This is a genomic window from Bradyrhizobium sp. S3.7.6, from assembly GCF_054061875.1.
On record NZ_JBSSEQ010000001.1, the window covers coordinates 2,899,841 to 2,921,372 of the forward strand.

Consider the following 21,532-nt stretch of genomic DNA (forward strand, 5'->3'; position numbering starts at 1 on the left):
TCAGTCCTCAAGAGTTGCAACGATAGGGTCGGCCCGCGACATAGACCGTCTCGGGCACGAGAGATTCATCCTCGCCGAGACGGAAGCGCAGCAGATCGGCCGGCGCTCCCACCGTCAGCGCAGGAAGGTTGAACGGGATACGCGGATTGACAGTTGCGAGCCTCAGCGCCTCTGCCAGGGTCAATCCGGCCATGCGTCTTGCCGTGGCTATTCCGAACACGAGGCTGACGGCTGCGCCCGCCAGAAATGATGTGCCGACGACTTCCAGCCGGCCGTTCGCCTTCAACTCGACCTTGCCGCCGATCGGCGCGTCGTAGACTCCGGGTGTGCAACCCGCGAGCGCGGCGGCATCGGACACCAGGATCGCTCGCTCCAGCCCCTTTGCGCGCAGCATGGACTTGAAGGTCTCGGGGGGAAGGTGATGGCCATCGGCGATGAAGCTCGCCCATAGCCTGTCCTCCGCCAGTTGCGACCAGATCGGGTTGGGATGTCGTGGCAGCGTGGCGGCGATGCCATTGCCAAGATGCGTCGACAACATTGCGCCCGCCGCGACGGCGGCGGAGATCTGATCCGGTGCGGCGTTTGTATGGCCGAGGGCAACACGGACGCCGCGCGCATGAAGGCCGCGCACATAGGCGTCCGTTTCCGGCCAATGCGGCGACAACGTCACGAGGCCGACGAGGTTTCCGCAGGCCGCCTGCCACGCATCGAACTCGCCGAGGCTCGGCGGCCTGACATGTTCGGCCGGATGCGCACCGCGCGGACCATCTTCTGGCGCGATGTGCGGGCCTTCAACATGCACGAAGGGCATTGCGTGCTTGAGAAACGGATCGCTATCACGCGCCTGCGCTATGGCGCGCAATGCATCGATGATCGCATTATGCGATGCCGTGATGAGCGTAGGGGCAAAACGCGACACCCCGCTGTTGTGGACGGCCGTGACGAGATCGCGGACCGTCCGGAGATCAGGGCGGCCATTGAGATCGTAGCCTGCAAAGCCGTTCAATTGCAGATCGAACAGGCCGAGCGACAGCCACAGCCCGTCATCGTCACCGCCGGGAACGATGTCCGTGATCCGGCCGTCCTGAATGACGATGGTGCGATTCTGTCCGGTCTCCGGATCGCGGCCCGAAACGCGCGTTGCCGGATCTGTCATGCGCGTACCGGTGTCAGTGAGAGCTGCGGCGGCGTGGAATCCTGGTCGAGATACAGCGCGCAACGTGGGTGCGTGCGGAGCGCGCTCGCCGGGCACTCGGTCCCGATCGGACCATATAGCGATCGTTCGACGGCGGCGCGTTTGGACGCGCCGGGCACGACGCAAAACAGCCGGTCGGCATCCAGGAGCCGGGGAATCGTCAGCGTGATTGCATGTGCCGGAACATCTCCGAGCGTCGGGAAGCACTCATCGTCAACCTGCTGCTGCCGGCACACTGCGTCGAGCTCGACGATCTTGACCGACTTGGTGTCGTGCAGATCGGCGACCGGCGGGTCATTGAAGGCGAGGTGACCGTTCACGCCGATTCCCAGGCAGATGATGTCGATCGGGGCTTCGCCGAGAAGGGCCGCATAGCGTGCTGCTTCCCGCTCCGGATCCGGCTCCTGCCCGATCAGGTGAACCGCGCCGAAAGCGATGCGCGAGAACAAGTGACGCGTCAGCCAAGCCCCGAAGCGCTCCGGCGCATCCGCGGGAAGTCCGAGATATTCGTCCATGTGGAAGGCTGTGACGCGCCGCCAGTCGATATCGCGCTCGCGAGCAAGGGCATCCAGCATCTCCGCCTGGCTCGGTGCCGCCGCGAAGATCATCCGCACGTTGCTCTGCCGTCCGAGGTGGTCGCGGAGCGCCGCAGCGACGTCCGCGGCGGCCGCCCGGCCCATCGCATCCCGCGTCTTAAACGTCGCGATTGAGGGAGTCACCGAAGCCGTCATGCTCATCCATGGTCTGCCGGGCCTGCACTTTACCCTCGAGCGGAGAGAATGTGATGCAACCGGTTGCATGTCAAGCTTGCGCCCCGGGCCCGGCCGGGGCATGTCTAGGTGAAGGCGATGCAGAGGAGGCGGCCTGCGGTGAAACGCGATTCCGATAGCGGCGGGGAGGGACGTCCATCGGTCGTGCCGACGATCAGTCAGGTCGCGAAGGCCTCCGGGGTTTCGCGTGCCACCGTATCGCGCGCCTTCTCGCGGCCGGAGATGCTGACCGAGGAGACCGTCCGGCGCGTCAAGGAAGTCGCGGGCAAGCTCGGTTATGTGCCGAACCAGGTCGCGCGTGCGCTTTCGACCGGACGCCACGGCAACGTCGCGCTCATCGTCTCGGATGTCGCGAACCCGTTCTTTCCACCGCTGATCAGGGCGGCGCAACTGCGCGCCGACCAGGCCGGGCTGTGCGTCTTCCTCGGCAATTCGGACGAGGATCCCGTGCGTGAGGAGTTGCTGGTCGGCCGCTTCATCGGCCAGGTGGAGGGGCTGGTCCTCGCCTCGTCGCGCCTGGACGAGGAGCATATCCGCCGTCATGCGACGCGCCGGCCGCTGGTGCTCATCAATCGCGATATCGAAGGCATTACGCGGGTCCTGATCGACACCGCGCCGGGTGTGGCGGCTGCGATCGCACATCTGGCCGAGCTGGGGCACCGGCACATCGCCTATGTCAGCGGCCCCACGACGTCGTGGTCGAACCAGCAACGGCGCAATGCCGTCCGGCGCGAGGCGGAGAAGCGCGGGCTCAAGGTGATCGCCGTGCCCGCGCGTCCACCCTCCTACGACACCGGCCGGCTGGCGGCCACCCAGATCGTCGCCAGCGGCGTCACCGCGGCGATCGCGTTCGACGACCTTGTCGCTCAAGGCCTGATGGCAGGGTTAGCTGCGCTCGGTGTCGAGGTGCCCAAATCGTTCAGTGTCGTCGGCTGTGACGACGTCCTCGGCGAAACAACCTATCCGCCGCTCACCACCGTGTCGGCGCGCTGCGCCGACGCCGGCGATGTCGCGGTCGGCCTGTTGCTCAGCCAGATGAATGGCGGCGTGTCGGGCGAGATTCGCCACAAGCTGAATTCCCATCTCGTCATTCGCGCCTCGACCGGTCCGGCCCCTTTGAAGCGGCGAGGCCGCTGACGATTTCATCAAGGGCCTTCGAAAGCGGCAACGGATCGCAATTGACACGCAACCGGTTGCATGCGAGCTTTTTCGCAGGATTTGTCCCATTCCGTATTGCGAGAATGACCCTCATGATGAGACCCGTCGGCAGGTTCGGCTACATCACGCGTCCCGAGGACAACATTCGCCCGGCGAATTCGGGGCGTCGGTCATGGATGTCGGCCGCGCTGTCGCTGGCGCTCGCTGTCGCCGTGCCGGCGTTTGCGTCTCCTGCTTCGGCGGAGAAGCTGACCATCTGGAGCGGGTGGCCTGATCTGGCTCCGTTCTACAAGCGCGTCGGCGACCAGCTGAAGAGCAAATACCCGGATCTCGAAATCAGCGTTGAGTCCATTGCGCTACGCGAGCACGAGAAGCGGCTGGCACTGTCGCTTCCATCGGGCGCGGCCGGGGACGTCATCGAGATGGAGGTCGAGGCGGCACGGTATCTCGAGGCCGGCCTCATCCCGGAGCCGCCGGCGTCGATCGTCGATTTCGTCAAAGCCAATTACGACATGACGCGCGTGAAGACCGCCATGTACGAGGGCAAGATCTTCGGTGTGCCGTTATTCCAGGGGCAGGGCGCGCTGTTCTACAACACCGAGATGTTCGCCAGGGCCGGCCTCGACGGTCCGCCCAAGACCATGGCCGACTACACCGCTTATGCGCAGAAGCTCGCGCAGCGCGATGCCTCCGGCGTGCCGACGGTGAGCGGATGGAGCTTGCGTCTCAGCGGCGGCGGCTCGGGCATCGCGGAGAAGTACTGGACCATTCTCTATAATCACGGCGGGACGCTGCTCGAGGAGAAGGGCGGAAAATGGCGCGCCGCCTATGCGAACGCAGCCGGCCGCGCCGCACTCAAGCAGTATCTCGACAACGTCGTGGTCTACCGTACCGTGACGCCCGAGATGAAGGCGGATGCGGAGGCCTTCGAGCTCGGCCAGACCGCGATGTTCATCCGGGAATCCTGGGTGATCGGCGACGTCGCCAAGAAGGCGCCCAATCTCAAATACGCCACGGCTCCACTGCCCAAGGGCACGCTGATGGTCCCGGTCGATCTCTACGTGCCGAACAAGGGACCCAAGAGCCAGATCGCCTGGGATTTCGTGCAAAAGGCCAACGAGCCGGAAAATCTGCTCTGGCTGCTCGAGAACACGGCCTGGGTCCCGAACCGCAAAGGCCTCGACTACTCCGCCGTGCTCAAGAAAATCCCGCAGCTCGACGCCTTCGTCAACACGCCGCCCGGCCACGTCTTCTTCACGGTCCCGGCGATCAGCCCTGCCAGCGAAATCCTCACCCGGCTCGCGGCGCGGCTGGAGAAGGCGTTCACCGACAAATCGCTGGCCGGCAACGACGCCGCGATCGATGCTTTCCTGAAGGCCGCGGCTGAGGAGAGCGACAAGATCCTGGCCCGGGAAGACCTGCTGGCCAAACCCTAGACTCCATCGACAAGGACCCACTCAATCCAGGCGCCGGCGGCTGACCGGCGCTTGCCGGAGGATATATGCGCACCACGCCGAAATGGCTGTTTCCAGTTCTGGCGTTGCTTCCGGTCCTAGGCCTCTATGGCTGTATCCGCGTCTATCCGATCATCGAGACGCTGCGGCTCAGCCTCTTCCAGTGGAATATCATCTCGCGGCGCAAGCCGTTCGTCGGTTTCGCCAACTTCGTCGAGCTGGCGAGCGACCCGCTGTTTCTCGAAGCGATCTTCAACACCACCATCATCGCCTTTAGCGTCGTAGCGATCACCATCCCCGTCGCGCTTGCGCTCGCCGCCTTGATCAACACCCGGCAGGGGCTGCGGCGCAGCGGCGTCTATGAGGCCTCGGTCTTCCTGCCGCACGTCGTCTCGCTGGTTCCGGCCGCGATGGCCTGGAAATGGATTTTCGACGCCCGGCTCGGACCGCTCAACGCCCTGATCGGCCTTGTCGGGATTCCGGCCCAGTCGTGGCTGTTCGACCCTGTCCTGTCGCTGGTGTGCCTGATCGTTCTCTGCTCCTGGCAGGCGATCGGCTATGCCGTCTTGATCTTCCTGGTCGGACTGAAGAACGTCCCGGAGGCGCTCTACGAGGCCGCGCGCCTCGACGGCGCCTCGTCGTTTCAGGCCTTCCGTCACATCGCCGTGCCGCTGCTAAAGCCTGTCATGCTGTACGTGTCGGTCATCACGCTGATCTCGTCCTACAACATCTATGCGCAGGCCTTCGTGCTGGCATCGGATGTCCAGGGTGCGCCGGGGCGTCTCGTCCGAGTCCTCGTCCTCGACATGCTTGAAAACAGCTTTCGTAACTACCGGGTCGGCTACGCTGCTGCCGAAGCCGTCGTACTGCTCGTCATCGTCCTCATTTTGACCAGCGCGCAGTTCAGGCTGTTCCGCGACAGGAGTCGCGCATGAGCGAGCACGAACGCGAGCATCCGTCCGTCGTTGGTCAGAACGGTGCCGTCGGCCTCGTGATCGACGCCGTTCTTGGCGTCGTCAGCCTGATGATGCTCCTGCCGCTGGTCTTCCTGATCAGCAACGCGTTCAAGACGCCGCCGGAGCTGCTGGCGTGGCCGCCGACCGTCATCCCGCACCAGCCGACGCTGGAGAACATCGTCAGCGTCCTGCGCGAAACGCCGCTGTTTCGCTGGATCGGCAACTCGCTGATCTTCGCGACACTCTCGACCGCGAGCATCGTCTCCACATCGGCGATCGCAGGTTATGTGCTCGGCAAGTTCGATCTACCGGGGATCCCGGTCATCTTCGGCGTGATCATCGCGACGGCGGTCGTTCCCTTCGAAGTCTACATGATCCCGCTCTATCTCAACGTCCAGTCCGCCGGCCTGTTGAACACCTGGCCCGGGCTCCTGGTCGGCTATCTCATCATGAGTTTCGGCATCTTCCTGGTGCGGCAATATGTGATGACGTCGATCCCTGACGAGCTGCTGGAGGCTGCCCGGGTGGATGGCGCGGGGGAGCTCTGGATCTTCCTGCGGATCGTGCTGCCGCTGATGCGCGGCCCGTTGGGCGCTCTTGCCGTGCTGGCGTTCTTTCAGGCCTGGACTGCCTTCGCGTGGCCGCTCGTCGTCATGACCAACAAGGAAACCTATACGCTCGAGGTTGGGCTCGCCTTGTTTCAGACCGGCTTCACCGTGGACATCGGTCGCCTCAGCGCGGCCGCGGCGCTGGCGCTGGTTCCGAGCGCACTGTTCTTCTCGCTGATGCGTCGAAATTTCGTACGTGGCGTGGCCTCCAGCGGCTTGAAGGAGTGACGCCATGGCAGCATCGGAATAGGCGTAGATTTTCCTAGCAAATCATCCGTCTCTTAATCGGCGGCTCTGTCGGAGCATCTCTAACCGATGAGTGGGCGACGACTACATTCGCCATCATCCAAGTCGGTCTAGCGCCATCAAGCTGATTTGCGATGTGCGAACTTGAACGAAAAGTGCACGTATCTGGTACGGTAGTCGCGCTGAGGGAAACGAAGATCAAGTAAGATACTGACGTGATTGGTGGGCCCGGCAAGACTCGAATCTGCAACTAGATCGCCATGAGCGGCGGGACAATGGCCGCCTCCGTTGATTTTCCCGCGCATTTCGTTCTGTTGGTGATAGTGTGATAACGCCAGTCATTCCCGGCGACCGACGGCAAGCGAATTCCATTCGCATCCTACCCGCTAGTCGCTGCGGTCTGCCAAGTCAGCGTCTTGGTTCGCGTTGATAGGTCGTGAGTAAAAAGTTCATAGGAAAGCAAGCCAGGCGGGAATGGATCGTGAGTTTCTTCGAGCGTCTAAAGACAGAAGCATCTGCTGAGTGGCGGGCCTACACCGAGCATCCCTTCACAAACGGATTGGCAGATGGCTCGCTCCCTGAAGCCGCATTTCGTCACTACCTTGCTCAGGACTATCTGTTCCTCATCGAGTTTGCGCGCGCCTATGCACTCTCGGTCTACAAGTCGCCCAAGCTTGCCGACATGCGTGAAGCTGCGGCCGGCCTGTCGGCCATCCTTGATGTCGAAATGAGCCTTCATGTGAAGCTGTGTGCCGGTTGGGGGCTATCCCCGAGTGACCTTGAACAAACTCCTCCGGCGGTCGAGATGCTGGCCTACACACGCTACGTGCTCGATGCCGGAATGCGCGGCGATCTGCTGGCACTCAAGGTGGCACTTGCCCCCTGCGTGATCGGGTACGCGGAGATCGCAACGCGGCTCGCCTCGCGACCCGATGCGGACGCTAGGACGAACTCCTATCGGATTTGGATCGACGAGTACGCTGGCGTGCCATACCAGGAGGTCGCGGCGAATGCGCGTGCGCATTTGGAGCATCTCGCCGATCTCTACGCCACGCCGGCTCGGGAGGCAGAACTGATTGCCATCTTCAAGGAAGCCACTCGGCTTGAGGCGGACTTCTGGGAAATGGGCTGGCGTGTGGGCCAGCGTGTTGAATAGCCCTTCGGCAATCGGTTGATTGCAGGGACTCGTTTGACGGCTGCTGCGCACGAGTTGCGGAGGCGCGTTGTTCTAGAGGAACGCAGTGCGCGGAATTGCTGGAGTAACGAAGCACACGGCCTGGAACAGGCGCGAAAGTCCTCGCCAACGATAGGCGAGATGCAGGATCGCTAAGTCATTAGTATTGTTCAGTCGTGTCCAGTGTTGGAGATGGAGATCCTAGCACGCCATCGTTCTTCAAACGTGTCAGCGCCCTCTTTCAGTGCCAACGCTTGTGCATCCAAAGGATTGCCGGGCTTGTTAGCAATGAGGATACCTGTAGCTTCTCCGCGAGAACCGGGTTGGGGACGCTGCTCTGTAGGCCATTCCAGCAATGCTTTCGACAGCATGGGTTTGCCCGCGTACCAGCATTTTCGTCCGTCGATGATACGGTAGGACCACCATTGCCCTTGCGGATTTGGCGGCATTGCGGCGCTGCATTGTTGCTTGGCATGCAGGCTGGTCATTTCGAGCGATGAGAGCGCAACAATGCCGACGGTTAAAGAAAACGCTTGAAGCGGTTTGCTCATGGGCGCGCTCAATTGCCGTGTTGCTGCAATCGACTTACAGCAACGATCAAAGCAGGCCGCTCGAGAACTTCCACCAACTCTTCAAGGATACGCGCATGATCCTTGGGATGGGGCCGAAGGAATTCTTCCAATATAAGTTGCGCGTCGCTAATCGCTTCCAAGGCTAATTGCTGATCAGTCATCACTACTTACTCATCAATTAGTTGCGCAAAGCCAGCGAAGGGAGAGATCAAGTCAGCTTTGAGGAATATCCCCGCTCTTCTATTCACTTTTTATTTCAACTCTCGCGGTGTCGCCTCGGTCAATGTGCGAAATAATCCCACTAAGGCGTGTCGCGAGCGTTAGGGATCCCGGCGACTAAATAATCCGCTGCTCGATCCTCCCTTCGTCATCCCGCGCATCACCACCTGTTTCCTATCTCGCGGCGGCCGGAAAAAATCTGTTTTGCCATGCACCGCCGCGATGCATTGATCTTATTGAACTGTTCCCGATCAGCCTTTCTCACGAAGGGAGAGAGTGCCCCCCGCAGGAGCTAGGCCAGGGAAACCGTAAACTCGAAATGCCGTCTGGGGGAACGTAGGTAGGCGGCTTCGCCGAGTAAGGCATTTGGGCGGCCGGCTATTTCCACCGCGGTTCGTTCTGCAGCTCTTGGGATATCCTCTTTCGTTCGGCATCCAAGGCAGTCGATCGGGGTCGAGAATGGAAGGATCGCCATGTCCGTTTGCGATCGCATCCACCAGGCGCAAAGGCCATTTTCGAGCTCAGGGCTGAGATGGTCTCGCAAGGGAGAACTCGGATGCGCCGTCGGCGCGATATTGTCCTCGAACGGCCGGGGCAGCCAAGTTTGCGGCTATGGAAAGACGGAGAGCTACGTCAGGGTCAAGCTGATGACCACCGTGCCAATGGCAACAGCTCTAACGTCCTAGTACTCGCCGGACGCAAAGCATTCTGATTTCGTTAGTTTGGTGTAGTTGCTCAGCACTCGGGGGATCAATGGAGCCGAGAGTCTCGATACTAAACTTCGCTTCCAACTCTGACGCCATGCAGATGCAAATCTGCAAGCAAGCGTCCGTCGAAAAACCGCCTTGCTGCGCGCAACCGTTTCGGCACGCTGAGAGAAACTGCGGTCGCCATTCTGCAGCCGTGGCGATTGTTATAAAATTGACAGCAGCTATCGTCAGAGCAGGGAGAAATGCGGGCATTGCTTCGCTTCCCTTTTTTAGTTTTCTGAGGGGCCGCTCTAATTCGACTCCATCTTTTTCGGCTCTAGCAATATGTAGCTATTTGCGTAGTTGTCCCCTGAAGCGGAACCACAAATGACCGATCAGTGATAGGACTATGGCGGTCAGAATTATCGGGAGCCAGATCGACGTGGTTATGATGAACAAGGATATGATCACCACACGTCCAAAGATCGATTCGCTGACCGGATTCTTAAGACGAGCGAAATAGGCGTAGATAATAAAGATGGTGGCCGGCACCATCCACGTGGCGACAAGCACCAGTAACAGGTCAACAAGTTGGCTGGCATAATGGTGCATGAGCGCACCTCCTGACAGCGTCGGCGCGAATTGCTGTCACCGCTGCGAGAGATGCGGTGATTGTCGACGATAATTGGTCTTTGTTCGCGTTGGTGGGCATCTGCACGCTCGGCATCGCTGTCACGGCCGGTGCCCAAACTCTTGCGAGCCCGCAGCCTTCGATTCGCCTGAGCTAGGGCCTCTCAACGCGCGCTCGTTGAGATGGCTCGGGCAAGGGCTCGTCCAATGCAATCATAACCATCGGCGGTGTTGTGCAATCCGTCCCACGTTACAAGCTCGCTTTGCGCAACTCCGGCATTGATCGAGTTACGCATCAGCGCAAAACGAGAGAATAGGCCGACCCGTTCCTGCTTCGCGGCATCGGCGATGATGCCCTCCATCGTTGAGTAGCTAGCGGAAGCGAGCACCTGTGGCGCATATTGCAGATCCATCAGCACGACATCGGCAGACCCCGCCTTAAGTGCCCTTACCCCTTCAACAACGCTTCTTTTGAGCCCTTGGTCCGGCCGGCCACCCCAGGCGACGTCATTAGTACCTAATTGCCAGATAACGAGATCAGGCGTGTGCGCGAAAACGTCACGCTCGAACCGCGCGATGTTGTTCGGAATCGTATCGCCGACTCGACCGCTGTTGATGACCTCGATCGTTGCATTGGATCTAAGCCTCGAGAGTTCTCGGCGCATCACCTGCGGATATGTGGCCGCGGACCGAAGTACCCAGAGCCCCACCGTCGACGATGATCCGATCGCGACAATCTTTAGCGGCTCACCAGATCTCAAACGCGCCGCCGTGCGGGGCAATTGTGCGCCCAGCGAAACATCCAAATTTGCAGCAAGGCATCTCTCGCCAGATGATGCCCCGTCCTGCGCTTGAGAGGGCGCTGTGCTGGACAAACCGACAATCACAGCAGCACCGATCGACGCTATTGTTCGAGCGGTTCGGCTTACGCATGGTAGAACAAATCGACCCATGTTCCCCAATAACTGGTCGATTCTCTCTTGACAACCCTTGGCTTCAAACGTCTGTTTTTGATTGCAGGTCGATTGACGCGTGGGGAGCGAGCAGCACGTATGAGTCCGGGAATAAGGCAATGTCCGGCAAGCCTGTAGCGAAACGGTTGGTATTCCATATCGGCGGCTATGATCCAATCACGTCGCATGCCAGCGCGCAACGACGCTTTGTGCGCGAAATTGCGAGGTTCCAACGTACTTGGTCAGTGAAAGCGACCGTCGACGGTTCGCATGATTCCGCCGACCAGATACAATGGAACGTGACGACAATCGGCCCCGATTGGCTCGTCGAAACCGATTACCGTCTGGTCCGATGGCACGATGTAATTGAAGTGTTCGGGGGGCGAAGCATCGGCTCACGCATTTCCGTCGGCATTCTTGCGTTTCTGGATTTCGTTCTGACCGGCACTCTTTGGCGTTACTTGCAGACCAATTGGCGCTACGCACTTTTCTTTCTCTATCCATTCGTTACGTTCGGATTGCTCATCGCTGCCGCCCTTTTGATTGGCGTGGCTGCATTCAAGATCACTGGATCAATTCCCATTGCTACCGGTGGCGGCCTCTTCGGGCTCGCAGCCGTGTTGGCGGGTCCGTGGCGCTGGCTGCACCTGGGCGACTTGTTCGACGATTGGATTTTCTCTTGCGAGTACATTCGATTCGGTAATTCGGAGATAGAGCAGAGGCTGGACAGGTTGGCCGCCGAGCTCGTGGTTGCGGCGAGCAACTCTGCCGCAGACGAAATTGTGGTCGTAGGGCACAGCCTTGGCGCCGTACTAGCGGTTGATCTACTTGATCGCGCCTTGAAGCGGGACCCTGCGCTCGGTCGGAAAAAGATTCCCGTCACATTCTTGAGCGTTGGATCATCCATACTCAAGATCGGCCTGCACCCAAAGGCAGTGCGCTTTCGCAGGGCGGTGGAACGCGTCGCCGATTCCCGCGCGATCTTCTGGGGCGACTATCAGGCCCTCACGGACGCGTTGAATTTTTACAAATGCCGGCCGATGGCCGAAATGGGCTTGTCGACAGAAAACGAGGCGACCGTCAGGGTCGTGAAGATTAGTCGAATGCTTAACGACGACATGTATCAACGCATCCGCTTCAATTTCTTCCGCGTGCACTGCCAGTTCGTCAGTGGAAATGACAGGCGAACATCGTACGACTACTTCATGCTCACATGCGGACCTATTTCAGCCAAATCCCAGACGCTCGCCCCGGATGGCGCGGTGTCGATGATCGCTGACGACGGAGGCCTTGTTGCGGGCGCGCCGGTGTCGGAAAGCGAACTGCTGGGAAATCCGGGCGCGGCAGCCTGATTCAAATGACGCCCACCATTTCAAAAGTCATCTTCGTTGCGTTGGTGATCGGCTGGTACCTCATACGCTATAAGTACGCGCGGCGTTCCCGCCGTGCGAGGGTTGTGCGGAGCGCTCGCGGCCCCCTGGAAACTGCGCTCCTGCTCATATCTCTTTCGGGACTCGGACTTGTGCCCGCTCGCCTACGTAGCGACAGGAATGCCTCGTTTCGCAGATCACAGTTTTTATCCCTGGTTGGCTTGGCTGGGGTCTTTCTTTGCGATTGCGGCTTTGGGCGTGTTTCACCTGACACACCGTGCACTCGGCCGGAATTGGTCGATAAGTCTCGACGTGCGGGAGAACCATGAGCTTGTGACGGAAGGGATTTACCGGAGAGTTCGACACCCGATGTATTCGGCATTTTGGCTGTGGGCCATCGCCCAGGCATTGCTGCTGCCGAATTGGATCGCCGGTTTCGCGGGCCTTGCCGGCTTCGGGATCTTGTTCTTTGGCCGCGTCGCAAGGGAAGAGCGAATGATGTTGCAGACGTTTGGCGACAGCTATCGCGATTATATGGCGCGGACCGGTCGGGTCTTCCCGTGGATACTCTGAGGTAGGTCCCGGCACGTCTCGACCTGTGGTACCCACGAGACTGATTTGGAACCAGATGCCTCAATTTGCGTGCCATTTCCGCAACATGCGGCAGAAAAAGCGGTCGGAACCGCGGACTCCCCGGTCTATTCGTTGGTGCCGTGGCGAGTGTCGGGTTATTCCTATGCGTGTCAGGTGAATCCAATCGTTCCGAACAATGGTGAGAACCGATGTTGAAATTCGTTGTCCTTGGAATCGCTTCTTTGGCTTTCGTGGGAACCGCAGCTGCTGCGGACCTGCCACGGCCTCAGCCGGTTGCCGTCGCGGCGCCGGTTGGCAAAGCTCCGATCGGCAAATATCCCGTGGGTAAGAGCCCCGTGGGCAAATACCCGGTCGCTGCCCCGGCTCCGTTGGTGACCAAGGGTTGATCTGCCTATTCATTCGTACGCCAGCGGCGTTCGTTTGGGGTAGCAGATTACCTGTGGCATCGGATCTTGGATCCAAGAGGATTCGAAGATGGCGGGAGTGATTCGGAAATATCCGGGTCTGGGGCTTCTTGCAAAGGCCGCCATGCTGGCGGCCTTTGTAGGCTTGGGGGCCGGGATCAGTAGCGCGCAACCACTCGTGGCGCGTACCGACCAGCAGCAACGGGACGCTCTCCCCAGTTCGGCGATGAAGCATGCAGCGACCATGGCTGCTGCTACGCCGGCGATATCCGATGTAAAGCCAGCTCGAAGAGCTGCCGCCACGGGTCCCTACTACGTTGATTTTCGTGCCCGCACGGCGGCAACGTACGGTCATGCATTCGTCTGGTACGGAAAGACGGGCGAAAAGCAGGTCGAGGTCGCTGGTCTGGCTCCGGCCGGCGACGAGGTGCCCTATATCCTGGGACACATTATGTTTGTCCCTTCTGAGACGGGTGCGACCTACGGTGATCTTGACGAGCAATATCTGACGGCCAGCTATCGTGTCTATTTGTCTGAGGCAGACGCCAAGAAGGTCTTTGCTTATATCAAGCGCCAGCAGGAGTCTTCGCCGCTCTGGAATGCAGCAACGACAAACTGTACTGCCTTTATCGGCCGCATAGCGACGTTCATGGGCCTCAACGCTCCGTTTCATCTGCTAAAGCCTGAGGAATACGTCAACAAACTCAGAGAACTGAACGGGGGACGAAAAACGGTGCAGCTTGAACCAGGTCGAGGCTAAAATCCTCGGATTGAGTTCATCCACTCTTCCTTGCGTCTGGATGGGTGTGAGGTCTTCAAGAAATTCAAGCGAGCTTGTTCTTTGAGGATGCGGTTCGATACGACCAACCTTCGTGCGCTGCCTCGCCTAGTTGATGAATAGGCCGGGAGATCATGGAACGTCCGTGGCGCTGCGCTGCAAGGCAGCTCCACCTCCGCTTGGTCGTGGCTAAGCTCTTGTTGGAAACCGTTCTGAGGGTGAAGTCCTCCTTGGCGTAGTTGAGGAAGGTTCGCAGAACTTGTCGTCGCAGACGAAGATCACCGCTTAGGCAATGGTTCTGCGTCGAGGCCGAGCATCGACATCAATCGACCAGTGCACGTCGCGTACACGGCAGGATAATAGATGCTCTCCGCGCCGGATCGAGATCTGTACCATCAGCACGCTTGTCGCCGCCGATGTTGATTCGCGATCATGATCGCGGTGTAGCCGACCTTTGCGGCGGTCACGGCGCGTAAAGCTGCGTGTTGTCAAGTCGACAAGGGCTCTTTTAGCTTTGTGGAAATGGAAGAGGTGAGTTCACTTCGCTCCTATTCGAGCGCGGTGGATCAGACGCTTTTTTTGAGCTAAGCCGTCTGAGCCGCCTGGAACGGCGCGGGCGGCCGCTCTATTGCGGCATACTCAATGCCTGCAAGCTATCGCGCCGGTATTCGGGGGACGTGGATGCGGGTCCATATGATTGTTGCCGGCCTTATCCTAGCGATCATCGGGAAGGCCAGTGCCACGGTTGTCGATAAGGGAACCGACGCGCAAAAGTCTTGCGAGCTGCTTGTCAAGAACTCGCTTCGCAATCAGGACGAAGCTCGGTCCGCAGGCGCATGTGAGGGAATGATCGAGACCGCGATGCTCTTTTCACCAAATCTGCCCGCTGACGTGCGTGCATGCCCCCCCGCGCAAGGCAGCCCTTTGCAAAGTGCGAAGGTTTTTCTGCAGTATCTTGATAACAATCCGGATCGAGTGAATGAACCGGGGATCACCGTCGCGATCGAAGCATTCAGGGATGCTTGGCCCTGCCGTGGGGACGGTGCCGGAACTGGACCGAAAAAGCGTGCCCCAAAAAAATCCAATTAGAACGCGTATCTGCTGATACTAATACTAGCCTTACGGTCCGCGATGTTCGCGTCCGACCTGATTGATTCGCAATGCACTACTGCCGAGGTGCGCGAGCTGAACCGCAGTGCTCACCTCCATAACCAGCACTCAAACGCCTTATCGACGAGCGAAGCGACCCCTTGAGCCCCGATCAACAGCGGGGCATTGTGCCATCAACGCCCGGGCTGGAACAGCATGACAATCCCCTGCCGCGTCCTGATGATCTATCCGAAGTTCGTTCCGAATTCGTTTTGGAACTATGCGGAGGCCTGCGAACTCGTCGGCGCGAAGTATCCAACGGCGCCACTCGGCCTGATCACCGTCGCCGCTATGTTGCCGAAGCATTGGGACATCCGGCTCGTCAACCGCAATACCGAGGCGTTGACAGATGCGGACCTCGACTGGGCCGATCTTGTGATGATCGGCGGTATGCTCAACCAGCAGCCTGATGCCATCTATCTGATCGATCTCGCCCACCTGCGCGGCAAGCCGGTATGTGTTGGTGGGCCGGACGTCTCCTCCAGCCCGCATCTTTACGCGGACGCGGACTTCCAGGTGATCGGCGAGGCCGAGCAGGTCATCGAGCAGTTCATCGCCGCCTGGGAAAGCGGCGAACGCAAGGGCGTGTTCATCGCCGAGAAATTCACGATAGATGTCACGCTGAGCCCCATGCCTCGCTACGATCTGCTCAACTTCGATCACTATCTATACATCGGCTTGCAGTATTCGCGTGGCTGCCCGTTCACTTGCGAGTTCTGCGATATTATCGAGCTATATGGTCGCGTGCCGCGTACCAAGACCAACGATCAGATTCTCGCAGAGTTGCAGGCGCTCTACGATCACGGTTATCGCGGGCATGTCGATTTCGTCGACGACAATTTCATCGGCAACAAGAAGAACCTCCGCACCCTGATGCCGCGGCTCAAAGCCTGGCTGGAGGAGCACGACTATCCATTCGAGTTCTCAACCGAAGCCTCGATCAACATCGCGGACGACAGCGAGTTGTTGCAGGCAATGAAGGATGCGAACTTCTTCGCGATCTTCGTCGGCATCGAGAGCCCGGATCCCGAGACGCTCGTGCAGATGAAGAAGAAGCAGAACACCAGGCGCAACATCGCCGAGTGCATTCACAAGATTTACGGCTACGGCATGTTCGTCACCGCTGGCTTCATCGTCGGGTTCGATAGCGAAAAGGCCTCGATAGGACAGGCGATGGCCGACCTCATCGAGGAGGCGAGCATTCCAGTCTCCATCGTTGGACTGCTTTATGCGCTGCCTGGGACACAGCTTACACGGCGGTTGGCCGCGGAAGGCCGCTTGCACCAGGGCCATGACCTCATGAATGTCGAGCAGACGGGCGATCAGTGCACGCTCGGATGCAATTTCGATACTAAGCGTCCGCTTCGTGACATCCTTGCCGATTACAAGGCTGTGCTCGGGCACGTCTACAGTCCGGCAGCATATGCAGGACGGCTGTCGCGTCTCGCCGCCATGCTCGACCGGTCCGACCGACGCCGCGACCTGCCGGATGGCGACGTGCGCAAGAGGCTTGGCGGCATCGACAGCGTACACAAGATCATGCGGGCCCTGCCGAAGGTTCGCGAGCCGTTCTGGAAGACCTTCGTCGAAGTCGCGGAGACCAATCCGGGCGCGCTACGGTACATCGTGATGCTGATGGCGTTGTACATGCACCTCGGGCCGTTCTCGGAACGCGTGATCGGCGAGATTGACCGCCGCATTCCCGAGCTGGACCATGTACCTCCACTAAGGGCTACCGCAGTCAGTCAAGTGCTACCTCCAGCGACGGTGTAGCCACAGCCACTGATCGGGATATTCGCGGATCCAGCCCTCGATGACCGATGTGACCGCCTGCATCGTTCCCTGAATGTCAATTTGTCCGGCGGCATCGCGGACCGGCTTCACTTCTTCAGACAGTTCGCCACGAAAGCGCTGTCCGGGCAGACGGATGACGCGCACACCATGAATCGGGCACTCAATCTGCCGCAGCAGTCGCGCAAGCATCGGATTGGCCCTGGTCTTGCGGCCGAAGAAAGTAACCTCGACGCCGTTGGTCAGATACTGGTCGACCAGCATTCCAACGTGCTGGCCACTTTTAAGGGCCTCGGCAAGTCTTAGGGGCGCATCACGACCCGCGGGAATGAGCGTGCCCATTTTCACGGCGCGCATATCCTGGATGATGCGGTCGGCGGACGCGATGTTGGGTCGGCGATACAGGATCGCAGTATCCGACCCGTGCGCGACGGCTGCCAGGGCCGGAAGTTCCCAGTTAGCGAGATGACTCGCAAAGATCAGCGCCGGTTTGCCGTCGAGCCGCAGCTGCGTAAACAATTCATATGAGCGCCTGTCGATTTCGATGCAGCTAGCTTTGGGCCGTGCGGGATCATAGTTCCAGATGTGATCAAGATGCGCGAATTCGGCGCCGACTCGACCGAGATTGTCCCAGACGCCTGCGAGAATGGTCTCGATCTCTGCAGGCGATTTTTCCGGAAATGCGGCGGTTAGATTGGCTCGACCGATCTTTTGCTCCCGCATCATGGGCCCGATTGAGCGAGTGATCCGAGCGAATAAGTTGGCGGTCTTGGTTGGATCGAAATGGCGAGCGGCACGCAGTATTCCGATCGTCAACGCGCCCACCGCCGCTTGGCCCAGGGGCTTGGTCACGTCGCGAAGTTGGAGCCTGGTCCGCATTGCAACGACAACCTTGGCTTACAATTTCGGCTTCCACGGGCTTCAGCGCGCATCATCATGCCACCGATACGCGATGCGATCAAAGACACCGACGAGTTGCGCAGGGCGCGCCTCTCGAGTTCGCCTGCAACGGAGGATGAATCGTGCGGGTTCGATCGAGTGCTTCGCGCGTAACAATGAGCGTACCCAGGCGTGGGGTGCAGTCCAATCGCGACATCAGCTCCGAAGCCGATTGAGACGTGAGCAGCCGAAGCGATACTTCGGAGCTCGGGTCCTCGCTAGGACGTGGACTCATTAGCGCCGAGCCATAGCCTGATTGACGCGAGTTGCACGAAGGCAAGGTAATTGGCGGCAAGTTTGTCGTAGCGCGTCGCTACCCGACGACATTGCTTGATCCTGTTGAAGAACCGCTCAACTCGATTGCGAGCGCGATACAGGTAGGGACTGAAGCAGATCGGTTCGCTGCGATTGCTTTTCGGCGGGATGTTGGCCCATGCTCCTTTCTTGATCGCAAGTTCTCTAATCCAATCGGCGTCGTAGCCACGGTCCGCCAGCAGCATCGATCCAGGCTTCATGCGAGACAAGAGTTTTCCAGCAAGCCGATTGTCGTGGGCTTCCCCAGGCGTCAGCGCAACTCGGACCGGTAGGCCGTTTGTATCCACGACCGCATGAATCTTACTGGTCAACCCGCCCCGTGATCGCCCCATGCATTGTCTTTTATTCCGGTCGATGCAGGCTCCATGTTGATGCACGCGGACAATCGACGTGTCGATCATTTGCACAGCGGCATCGTGAGCGGCTGCCAAGGCCTTCATAATCGCCGCCCACACACCTGCTCGTCGCCAACGAACGAAGCGATTGTAGCAAGTGGTATACGGGCCGAAGGCGTCTGGTAGATCGCGCCATGGCGCCCCGGATCGTAGCACCCAGAAGATGCCATTGAGGACGCGACGGTCATTCACCCGCGGTACGCCGCGCGGCTTGTTGGGCAGCATCGGCCTGATGGCAGTCCATTCCTCGTCGGAGAGTTCGTAGCGCATGATTCGGCCCCCTTCGTTAGGGGATTTGAATCATGGCTCGGCAGTCAGGCTCAATGGGCGCCAGCCGACGGGATGGCCGCGATGTGCCCGAAAGCGGACGCATTATGCTCACTCTGAGTTTTGTCGAGTTTGACCCGGAACGGACGTCTGGCGCATGACTAGCTGGCGACTGCGCACCCCAATTTGTGCCGAACATGCGATTGCGCCGTGTGCGGTTAGCCGAGGTACTCGGATAGGATGTTGTTCGTGCCACAGTTCGTCGTTTTTTGCGAGGACCTCGCGGAAAGCAGTTGGCCTATGACCGACATCGAGCTACCCCTTGCTTATGAGCAAGAGCAGGAGTTTCCGGCTTGTTCTGATCAAGCCGTCACATTACGACGACGATGGCTACGTCATTCGATGGTGGCGCGGCGGCCTGCCTTCGAACTCATTGGCCTGCCTTTACGGCATCGCGCTCGATTGTCGTGAACGCCAGGTTCTCGGGCCCGATTTCGACATCGAGATCGACGCCATCGATGAGACCAACTGGAAGGTGCGTGTCGCGGATCTGGCGCGCGCAATCAAGGCCGCGGATTCCGGTATGGTGATGCTGGTCGGAGTCCAGTCCAATCAGTTTCCCCGATCGCTTGATCTGGCGAGACGGTTTCGCAAGCTCGGAATCCACGTTGCGATCGGCGGCTTCCATGTGTCCGGCACCCTCTCGATGCTGCCGGAGCGCGATCCCGGCGTTCAGGAGATGATGGACCTCGGTGTGTCGGTCTTCGCAGGCGAGGCCGAGGGACGGCTGGAGGAGCTGTTGCAGGACGCGGCCGCCGGGCGATTGCAGCCTCTCTACAACTACATCGACGATCTGCCGCACCTGGAGAGCCAGCCATTGCCGATCATTCCCCGCCAGCAGATCCGGCGGGTTATCGGCCACACCACGAGCTTCGACGCCGGGCGTGGCTGCCCGTTCCAGTGCTCGTTCTGCACCATCATCAACGTGCAGGGCCGCAAGTCGCGACGCCGCAGCGCCGACGACATCGAGGCCGTGATCCGCGCCAACGTCGCCCAGGGCGTCTTCGCCTTCTTCCTCACCGACGACAATTTTGCGCGCAACAAGGATTGGGAAAGCCTGCTCGACCGCATCATCGCGCTGCGCGAGAAGGAGGGCTGGGACCTTCGCTTCACGATCCAGGTCGACACGCTTTGCCACAAGCTACCGAACTTCATCGAGAAATGCGCCAAGGCCGGCGTCCGGCGATGCTTTATCGGCCTCGAAAACATCAACCCGGACAGTCTGCTCGGCGCCAAGAAGCGGCAGAACAAGATCACCGACTATCGCGAGATGATGCTGGCCTGGAAGAAGGCCAGGATCATGACCGTCGGCGGCTACATTCTGGGCTTTCCCAACGACACACCGGAATCGATCGTTCGCGACATCGAGATCGTCAAGCATGAGCTGCCGATCGACATGCTGGAGTTCTTCTTCCTGACACCACTGCCGGGCTCGGAGGATCACAAGACGCTCTATATGAAGGGCGTCGCGATGGATACGGACCTCAACAAATACGACCTGGACCACGTCACGGTCGACCACCCCGCCATGTCCAAGGCGGACTGGGAGCGGGCCTGTGAGCTCGCCTGGAACACCTATTACAGCTGGGAGCACATCGAGACCCTGATGCGGCGTGCCGCGGCCATGGGCAACAATGTCGGCAAGATCGGGACCTACGCGCTTTATTTCAAAGGCTACCATCCCATCGAGCGGGTCCATCCGCTCGAAGGGGGGGTGCTGCGGCTCAAGAGCCGCGACGAGCGGCGTCCGCATCTGCCGGTCGAGCCGGCCTGGTCGTTCTATCCGCGCTATGCCGCCGAGACCGTCGTGAAGGCCGCGCAATGGGCATCGCTAGCGCTGCGCCTCCACCGGCTGGCGCGCAAGGTCAAGTCGGATCCGCACCGGCTCACCTATGTCGATGAGGCGATCACACTGCTGCCCGACGAGACCGAGAATCTGGACTTGTACAAGACCCGGTCCAGCCAGGCATTTCTCGATCAGCGGCGACATATCGAAGAGGCGCAGAAACCTAAGTTGGCCGTGCGGTAGTTGCCAACTCGCGTTAGTTGATTTCTCGAGTCGCCGCGAACCATCGTATCCTCACGGATTCACGGACAAGCGACGTCCGTTTGCAGCGAACAGCCCCAAAACATCCACTTCGGCTTTTGGTCCTCACGCGAAGTCCGGCTTGGCTCTGAAATCGTCAGCTTATTGGGGTAGACCGGAAGTGACTGGCCGACTTCCAGACCGCCGCTCATGACCCAAACCGGAAGCCGCGCCTGCTCGTGATGGCTGTTATTTCGCCGCGCAGCAACGGCGGCTGGCCGCAAGAAAATCAACCGGGGTGTATAAAAAGGAACATCCTGCGCGACCTTTTCGTGCCCCAATGCTGCAAGCTCCGATATGGAGCCGCAGAAAGAGACGATGCACTCTTAGGCGGCTTGGTTCTCTCTGCCGGAACAGGCCCTAAGGCGACCTCAGTTGGAGCCTCTCGCGCTCTATCCTGGCGGAATAGGGCGATCTCAGGCCGACAAGACAAATAGGCACACAGACCAGACAGCTTTTGTTGGTGACACGGCCATGGTGGACAATAGGGAGTAGGTGCAATGAGAGTCTCCTCGATTGTCGGACTGCTGTTTGCAGCAGTGATGTTGGCGATCATTCCGGTCTCGCCGCAGGTGACACCGCGCGGCGTGGAGTTAAGCGTTGATCAAGCGCAGGCCGTCACGTACCGGCGCGCCCGCGTGACGGCGCGTCGTGTCGACCGTCGCGATTACCGCTATACGCGTCGCGCCGTGCGGCGTGGTGTTTATTAACGGAGCGCGATAGGCAAGGGTGTTGGCGCGGGCAGAGAGCCAGAACCGGT

General features: G+C 59.8%; 22 protein-coding genes. 13 read left to right on the forward strand and 9 right to left on the reverse strand.

The genetic code is table 11. From position 1 onward, the window contains the following. Positions 1 to 7: 7 nt before the first annotated feature. Both ACVJ5M_RS13695 and ACVJ5M_RS13700 read right to left on the reverse strand, forming a co-directional pair. Positions 8 to 1,156 carry an N-acetylglucosamine-6-phosphate deacetylase gene (locus ACVJ5M_RS13695; protein WP_063981789.1) on the reverse strand — a complete coding sequence of 383 codons (1,149 nt, stop codon included), beginning with the start codon at positions 1,154 to 1,156 and terminating at the stop codon, positions 8 to 10. Beyond that, a complete protein-coding gene (locus tag ACVJ5M_RS13700; RefSeq protein WP_231142847.1) occupies positions 1,153 to 1,932 on the reverse strand; it encodes a glucosamine-6-phosphate deaminase in 780 nt (259 codons plus the stop codon). The genes ACVJ5M_RS13695 and ACVJ5M_RS13700 overlap by 4 nt, the downstream gene beginning before the upstream one ends. Before the next feature lie 132 nt (positions 1,933 to 2,064). Between ACVJ5M_RS13700 and ACVJ5M_RS13705 the strand changes: the two genes are divergently transcribed. The 5 genes from ACVJ5M_RS13705 (at position 2,065) to tenA (ending at position 7,543) form a co-directional block, all read left to right on the forward strand. After that, positions 2,065 to 3,102: a LacI family DNA-binding transcriptional regulator gene (locus tag ACVJ5M_RS13705; protein WP_063981791.1), complete on the forward strand. Its 1,038-nt coding sequence runs from the start codon at positions 2,065 to 2,067 to the stop codon at positions 3,100 to 3,102. Between the two features lie 113 nt (positions 3,103 to 3,215). Further along, positions 3,216 to 4,559, forward strand: a complete 1,344-nt coding sequence (locus tag ACVJ5M_RS13710; RefSeq protein ID WP_063986179.1) for an ABC transporter substrate-binding protein — start codon at positions 3,216 to 3,218, stop codon at positions 4,557 to 4,559. A 65-nt stretch (positions 4,560 to 4,624) separates the two neighbouring features. Next, positions 4,625 to 5,512 carry a carbohydrate ABC transporter permease gene (locus tag ACVJ5M_RS13715; RefSeq protein WP_063981792.1) on the forward strand — a complete coding sequence of 296 codons (888 nt, stop codon included), beginning with the start codon at positions 4,625 to 4,627 and terminating at the stop codon, positions 5,510 to 5,512. After that, the gene (locus tag ACVJ5M_RS13720; protein WP_063981793.1) at positions 5,509 to 6,369 is read left to right on the forward strand and encodes a carbohydrate ABC transporter permease; all 861 of its coding nucleotides are present in this window, start codon (positions 5,509 to 5,511) and stop codon (positions 6,367 to 6,369) included. Before ACVJ5M_RS13715 ends, ACVJ5M_RS13720 begins: the two co-directional genes overlap by 4 nt. Positions 6,370 to 6,868: 499 nt before the next feature. Next, entirely contained in the window at positions 6,869 to 7,543 is a 675-nt protein-coding gene (gene tenA / locus ACVJ5M_RS13725; protein WP_063986180.1) for a thiaminase II, read from the forward strand. 188 nt (positions 7,544 to 7,731) lie between these two features. Here tenA and ACVJ5M_RS13730 read toward each other — a convergent pair whose 3' ends face one another. From ACVJ5M_RS13730 to ACVJ5M_RS13745, 4 genes are all read right to left on the reverse strand, one after another. After that, positions 7,732 to 8,112 carry a hypothetical protein gene (locus tag ACVJ5M_RS13730; protein WP_231142841.1) on the reverse strand — a complete coding sequence of 127 codons (381 nt, stop codon included), beginning with the start codon at positions 8,110 to 8,112 and terminating at the stop codon, positions 7,732 to 7,734. An 8-nt stretch (positions 8,113 to 8,120) separates the two neighbouring features. Further along, positions 8,121 to 8,294 (reverse strand): hypothetical protein, encoded by a 174-nt coding sequence (locus ACVJ5M_RS13735; protein ID WP_166343440.1) that lies wholly within the window; start codon positions 8,292 to 8,294, stop codon positions 8,121 to 8,123. 1,098 nt (positions 8,295 to 9,392) lie between these two features. After that, a complete protein-coding gene (locus ACVJ5M_RS13740) occupies positions 9,393 to 9,653 on the reverse strand; it encodes a hypothetical protein (RefSeq protein WP_085399018.1) in 261 nt (86 codons plus the stop codon). A gap of 182 nt (positions 9,654 to 9,835) precedes the next feature. Beyond that, positions 9,836 to 10,477 carry an SGNH/GDSL hydrolase family protein gene (locus ACVJ5M_RS13745; protein WP_231142840.1) on the reverse strand — a complete coding sequence of 214 codons (642 nt, stop codon included), beginning with the start codon at positions 10,475 to 10,477 and terminating at the stop codon, positions 9,836 to 9,838. 266 nt (positions 10,478 to 10,743) lie between these two features. Between ACVJ5M_RS13745 and ACVJ5M_RS13750 the strand changes: the two genes are divergently transcribed. From ACVJ5M_RS13750 to ACVJ5M_RS13775, 6 genes are all read left to right on the forward strand, one after another. Next, positions 10,744 to 11,976 (forward strand): hypothetical protein, encoded by a 1,233-nt coding sequence (locus tag ACVJ5M_RS13750; protein WP_144030621.1) that lies wholly within the window; start codon positions 10,744 to 10,746, stop codon positions 11,974 to 11,976. Positions 11,977 to 12,174: 198 nt separating this feature from the next. Then, the gene (locus ACVJ5M_RS13755; RefSeq protein ID WP_456679340.1) at positions 12,175 to 12,567 is read left to right on the forward strand and encodes a protein-S-isoprenylcysteine O-methyltransferase; all 393 of its coding nucleotides are present in this window, start codon (positions 12,175 to 12,177) and stop codon (positions 12,565 to 12,567) included. Between the two features lie 209 nt (positions 12,568 to 12,776). After that, positions 12,777 to 12,974 carry a hypothetical protein gene (locus ACVJ5M_RS13760; RefSeq protein WP_071911340.1) on the forward strand — a complete coding sequence of 66 codons (198 nt, stop codon included), beginning with the start codon at positions 12,777 to 12,779 and terminating at the stop codon, positions 12,972 to 12,974. An 88-nt stretch (positions 12,975 to 13,062) separates the two neighbouring features. After that, complete coding sequence (locus tag ACVJ5M_RS13765; protein WP_063981798.1) at positions 13,063 to 13,752, forward strand: hypothetical protein; 690 nt, start codon at positions 13,063 to 13,065, stop codon at positions 13,750 to 13,752. A gap of 711 nt (positions 13,753 to 14,463) precedes the next feature. Beyond that, positions 14,464 to 14,859: a Rap1a/Tai family immunity protein gene (locus ACVJ5M_RS13770; RefSeq protein WP_144030620.1), complete on the forward strand. Its 396-nt coding sequence runs from the start codon at positions 14,464 to 14,466 to the stop codon at positions 14,857 to 14,859. A gap of 216 nt (positions 14,860 to 15,075) precedes the next feature. Beyond that, complete coding sequence (locus tag ACVJ5M_RS13775; protein WP_354099565.1) at positions 15,076 to 16,692, forward strand: B12-binding domain-containing radical SAM protein; 1,617 nt, start codon at positions 15,076 to 15,078, stop codon at positions 16,690 to 16,692. Here the strand turns inward: ACVJ5M_RS13775 and ACVJ5M_RS13780 are convergent. Both ACVJ5M_RS13780 and ACVJ5M_RS13785 read right to left on the reverse strand, forming a co-directional pair. Continuing rightward, the gene (locus ACVJ5M_RS13780; RefSeq protein WP_063981800.1) at positions 16,672 to 17,589 is read right to left on the reverse strand and encodes a lipid A biosynthesis lauroyl acyltransferase; all 918 of its coding nucleotides are present in this window, start codon (positions 17,587 to 17,589) and stop codon (positions 16,672 to 16,674) included. The two genes, ACVJ5M_RS13775 and ACVJ5M_RS13780, sit on opposite strands and share 21 nt — an antisense overlap. Before the next feature lie 278 nt (positions 17,590 to 17,867). After that, positions 17,868 to 18,629 carry an IS5 family transposase gene (locus ACVJ5M_RS13785; RefSeq protein ID WP_063981801.1) on the reverse strand — a complete coding sequence of 254 codons (762 nt, stop codon included), beginning with the start codon at positions 18,627 to 18,629 and terminating at the stop codon, positions 17,868 to 17,870. A gap of 325 nt (positions 18,630 to 18,954) precedes the next feature. Between ACVJ5M_RS13785 and ACVJ5M_RS13790 the strand changes: the two genes are divergently transcribed. Continuing rightward, positions 18,955 to 20,715: a B12-binding domain-containing radical SAM protein gene (locus ACVJ5M_RS13790; RefSeq protein WP_063981802.1), complete on the forward strand. Its 1,761-nt coding sequence runs from the start codon at positions 18,955 to 18,957 to the stop codon at positions 20,713 to 20,715. 59 nt (positions 20,716 to 20,774) lie between these two features. Here the strand turns inward: ACVJ5M_RS13790 and ACVJ5M_RS13795 are convergent, their stop codons facing one another. Next, on the reverse strand, positions 20,775 to 21,053 hold the full coding sequence (locus ACVJ5M_RS13795) for a hypothetical protein (protein ID WP_144030619.1): 279 nt from the start codon (positions 21,051 to 21,053) through the stop codon (positions 20,775 to 20,777). A gap of 219 nt (positions 21,054 to 21,272) precedes the next feature. On the opposite strand from ACVJ5M_RS13795, the gene ACVJ5M_RS13800 reads away from it, so the two are divergent. After that, positions 21,273 to 21,482, forward strand: a complete 210-nt coding sequence (locus ACVJ5M_RS13800; RefSeq protein WP_135216245.1) for a hypothetical protein — start codon at positions 21,273 to 21,275, stop codon at positions 21,480 to 21,482. Positions 21,483 to 21,532: the final 50 nt, after the last annotated feature.

What these genes read in the sequence shown, in the direction of transcription:
- ACVJ5M_RS13790 (WP_063981802.1), top strand. Translation starts at nt 18,955, where the DNA reads ATGAGCAAGAGCAGGAGTTTCCGGCTTGTTCTGATCAAGCCGTCACAT.
- ACVJ5M_RS13780 (WP_063981800.1), bottom strand. Translation starts at nt 17,589, where the DNA reads ATGCGGACCAGGCTCCAACTTCGCGACGTGACCAAGCCCCTGGGCCAA.
- ACVJ5M_RS13730 (WP_231142841.1), bottom strand. Translation starts at nt 8,112, where the DNA reads ATGAGCAAACCGCTTCAAGCGTTTTCTTTAACCGTCGGCATTGTTGCG.
- ACVJ5M_RS13695 (WP_063981789.1), bottom strand. Translation starts at nt 1,156, where the DNA reads ATGACAGATCCGGCAACGCGCGTTTCGGGCCGCGATCCGGAGACCGGA.
- ACVJ5M_RS13785 (WP_063981801.1), bottom strand. Translation starts at nt 18,629, where the DNA reads ATGCGCTACGAACTCTCCGACGAGGAATGGACTGCCATCAGGCCGATG.
- ACVJ5M_RS13760 (WP_071911340.1), top strand. Translation starts at nt 12,777, where the DNA reads ATGTTGAAATTCGTTGTCCTTGGAATCGCTTCTTTGGCTTTCGTGGGA.
- ACVJ5M_RS13740 (WP_085399018.1), bottom strand. Translation starts at nt 9,653, where the DNA reads ATGCACCATTATGCCAGCCAACTTGTTGACCTGTTACTGGTGCTTGTC.
- ACVJ5M_RS13765 (WP_063981798.1), top strand. Translation starts at nt 13,063, where the DNA reads ATGGCGGGAGTGATTCGGAAATATCCGGGTCTGGGGCTTCTTGCAAAG.
- ACVJ5M_RS13755 (WP_456679340.1), top strand. Translation starts at nt 12,175, where the DNA reads ATGCCTCGTTTCGCAGATCACAGTTTTTATCCCTGGTTGGCTTGGCTG.
- ACVJ5M_RS13720 (WP_063981793.1), top strand. Translation starts at nt 5,509, where the DNA reads ATGAGCGAGCACGAACGCGAGCATCCGTCCGTCGTTGGTCAGAACGGT.
- ACVJ5M_RS13770 (WP_144030620.1), top strand. Translation starts at nt 14,464, where the DNA reads ATGATTGTTGCCGGCCTTATCCTAGCGATCATCGGGAAGGCCAGTGCC.
- ACVJ5M_RS13735 (WP_166343440.1), bottom strand. Translation starts at nt 8,294, where the DNA reads ATGACTGATCAGCAATTAGCCTTGGAAGCGATTAGCGACGCGCAACTT.
- ACVJ5M_RS13700 (WP_231142847.1), bottom strand. Translation starts at nt 1,932, where the DNA reads ATGAGCATGACGGCTTCGGTGACTCCCTCAATCGCGACGTTTAAGACG.
- ACVJ5M_RS13750 (WP_144030621.1), top strand. Translation starts at nt 10,744, where the DNA reads ATGTCCGGCAAGCCTGTAGCGAAACGGTTGGTATTCCATATCGGCGGC.
- ACVJ5M_RS13775 (WP_354099565.1), top strand. Translation starts at nt 15,076, where the DNA reads ATGACAATCCCCTGCCGCGTCCTGATGATCTATCCGAAGTTCGTTCCG.
- ACVJ5M_RS13710 (WP_063986179.1), top strand. Translation starts at nt 3,216, where the DNA reads ATGATGAGACCCGTCGGCAGGTTCGGCTACATCACGCGTCCCGAGGAC.
- ACVJ5M_RS13800 (WP_135216245.1), top strand. Translation starts at nt 21,273, where the DNA reads ATGAGAGTCTCCTCGATTGTCGGACTGCTGTTTGCAGCAGTGATGTTG.
- ACVJ5M_RS13715 (WP_063981792.1), top strand. Translation starts at nt 4,625, where the DNA reads ATGCGCACCACGCCGAAATGGCTGTTTCCAGTTCTGGCGTTGCTTCCG.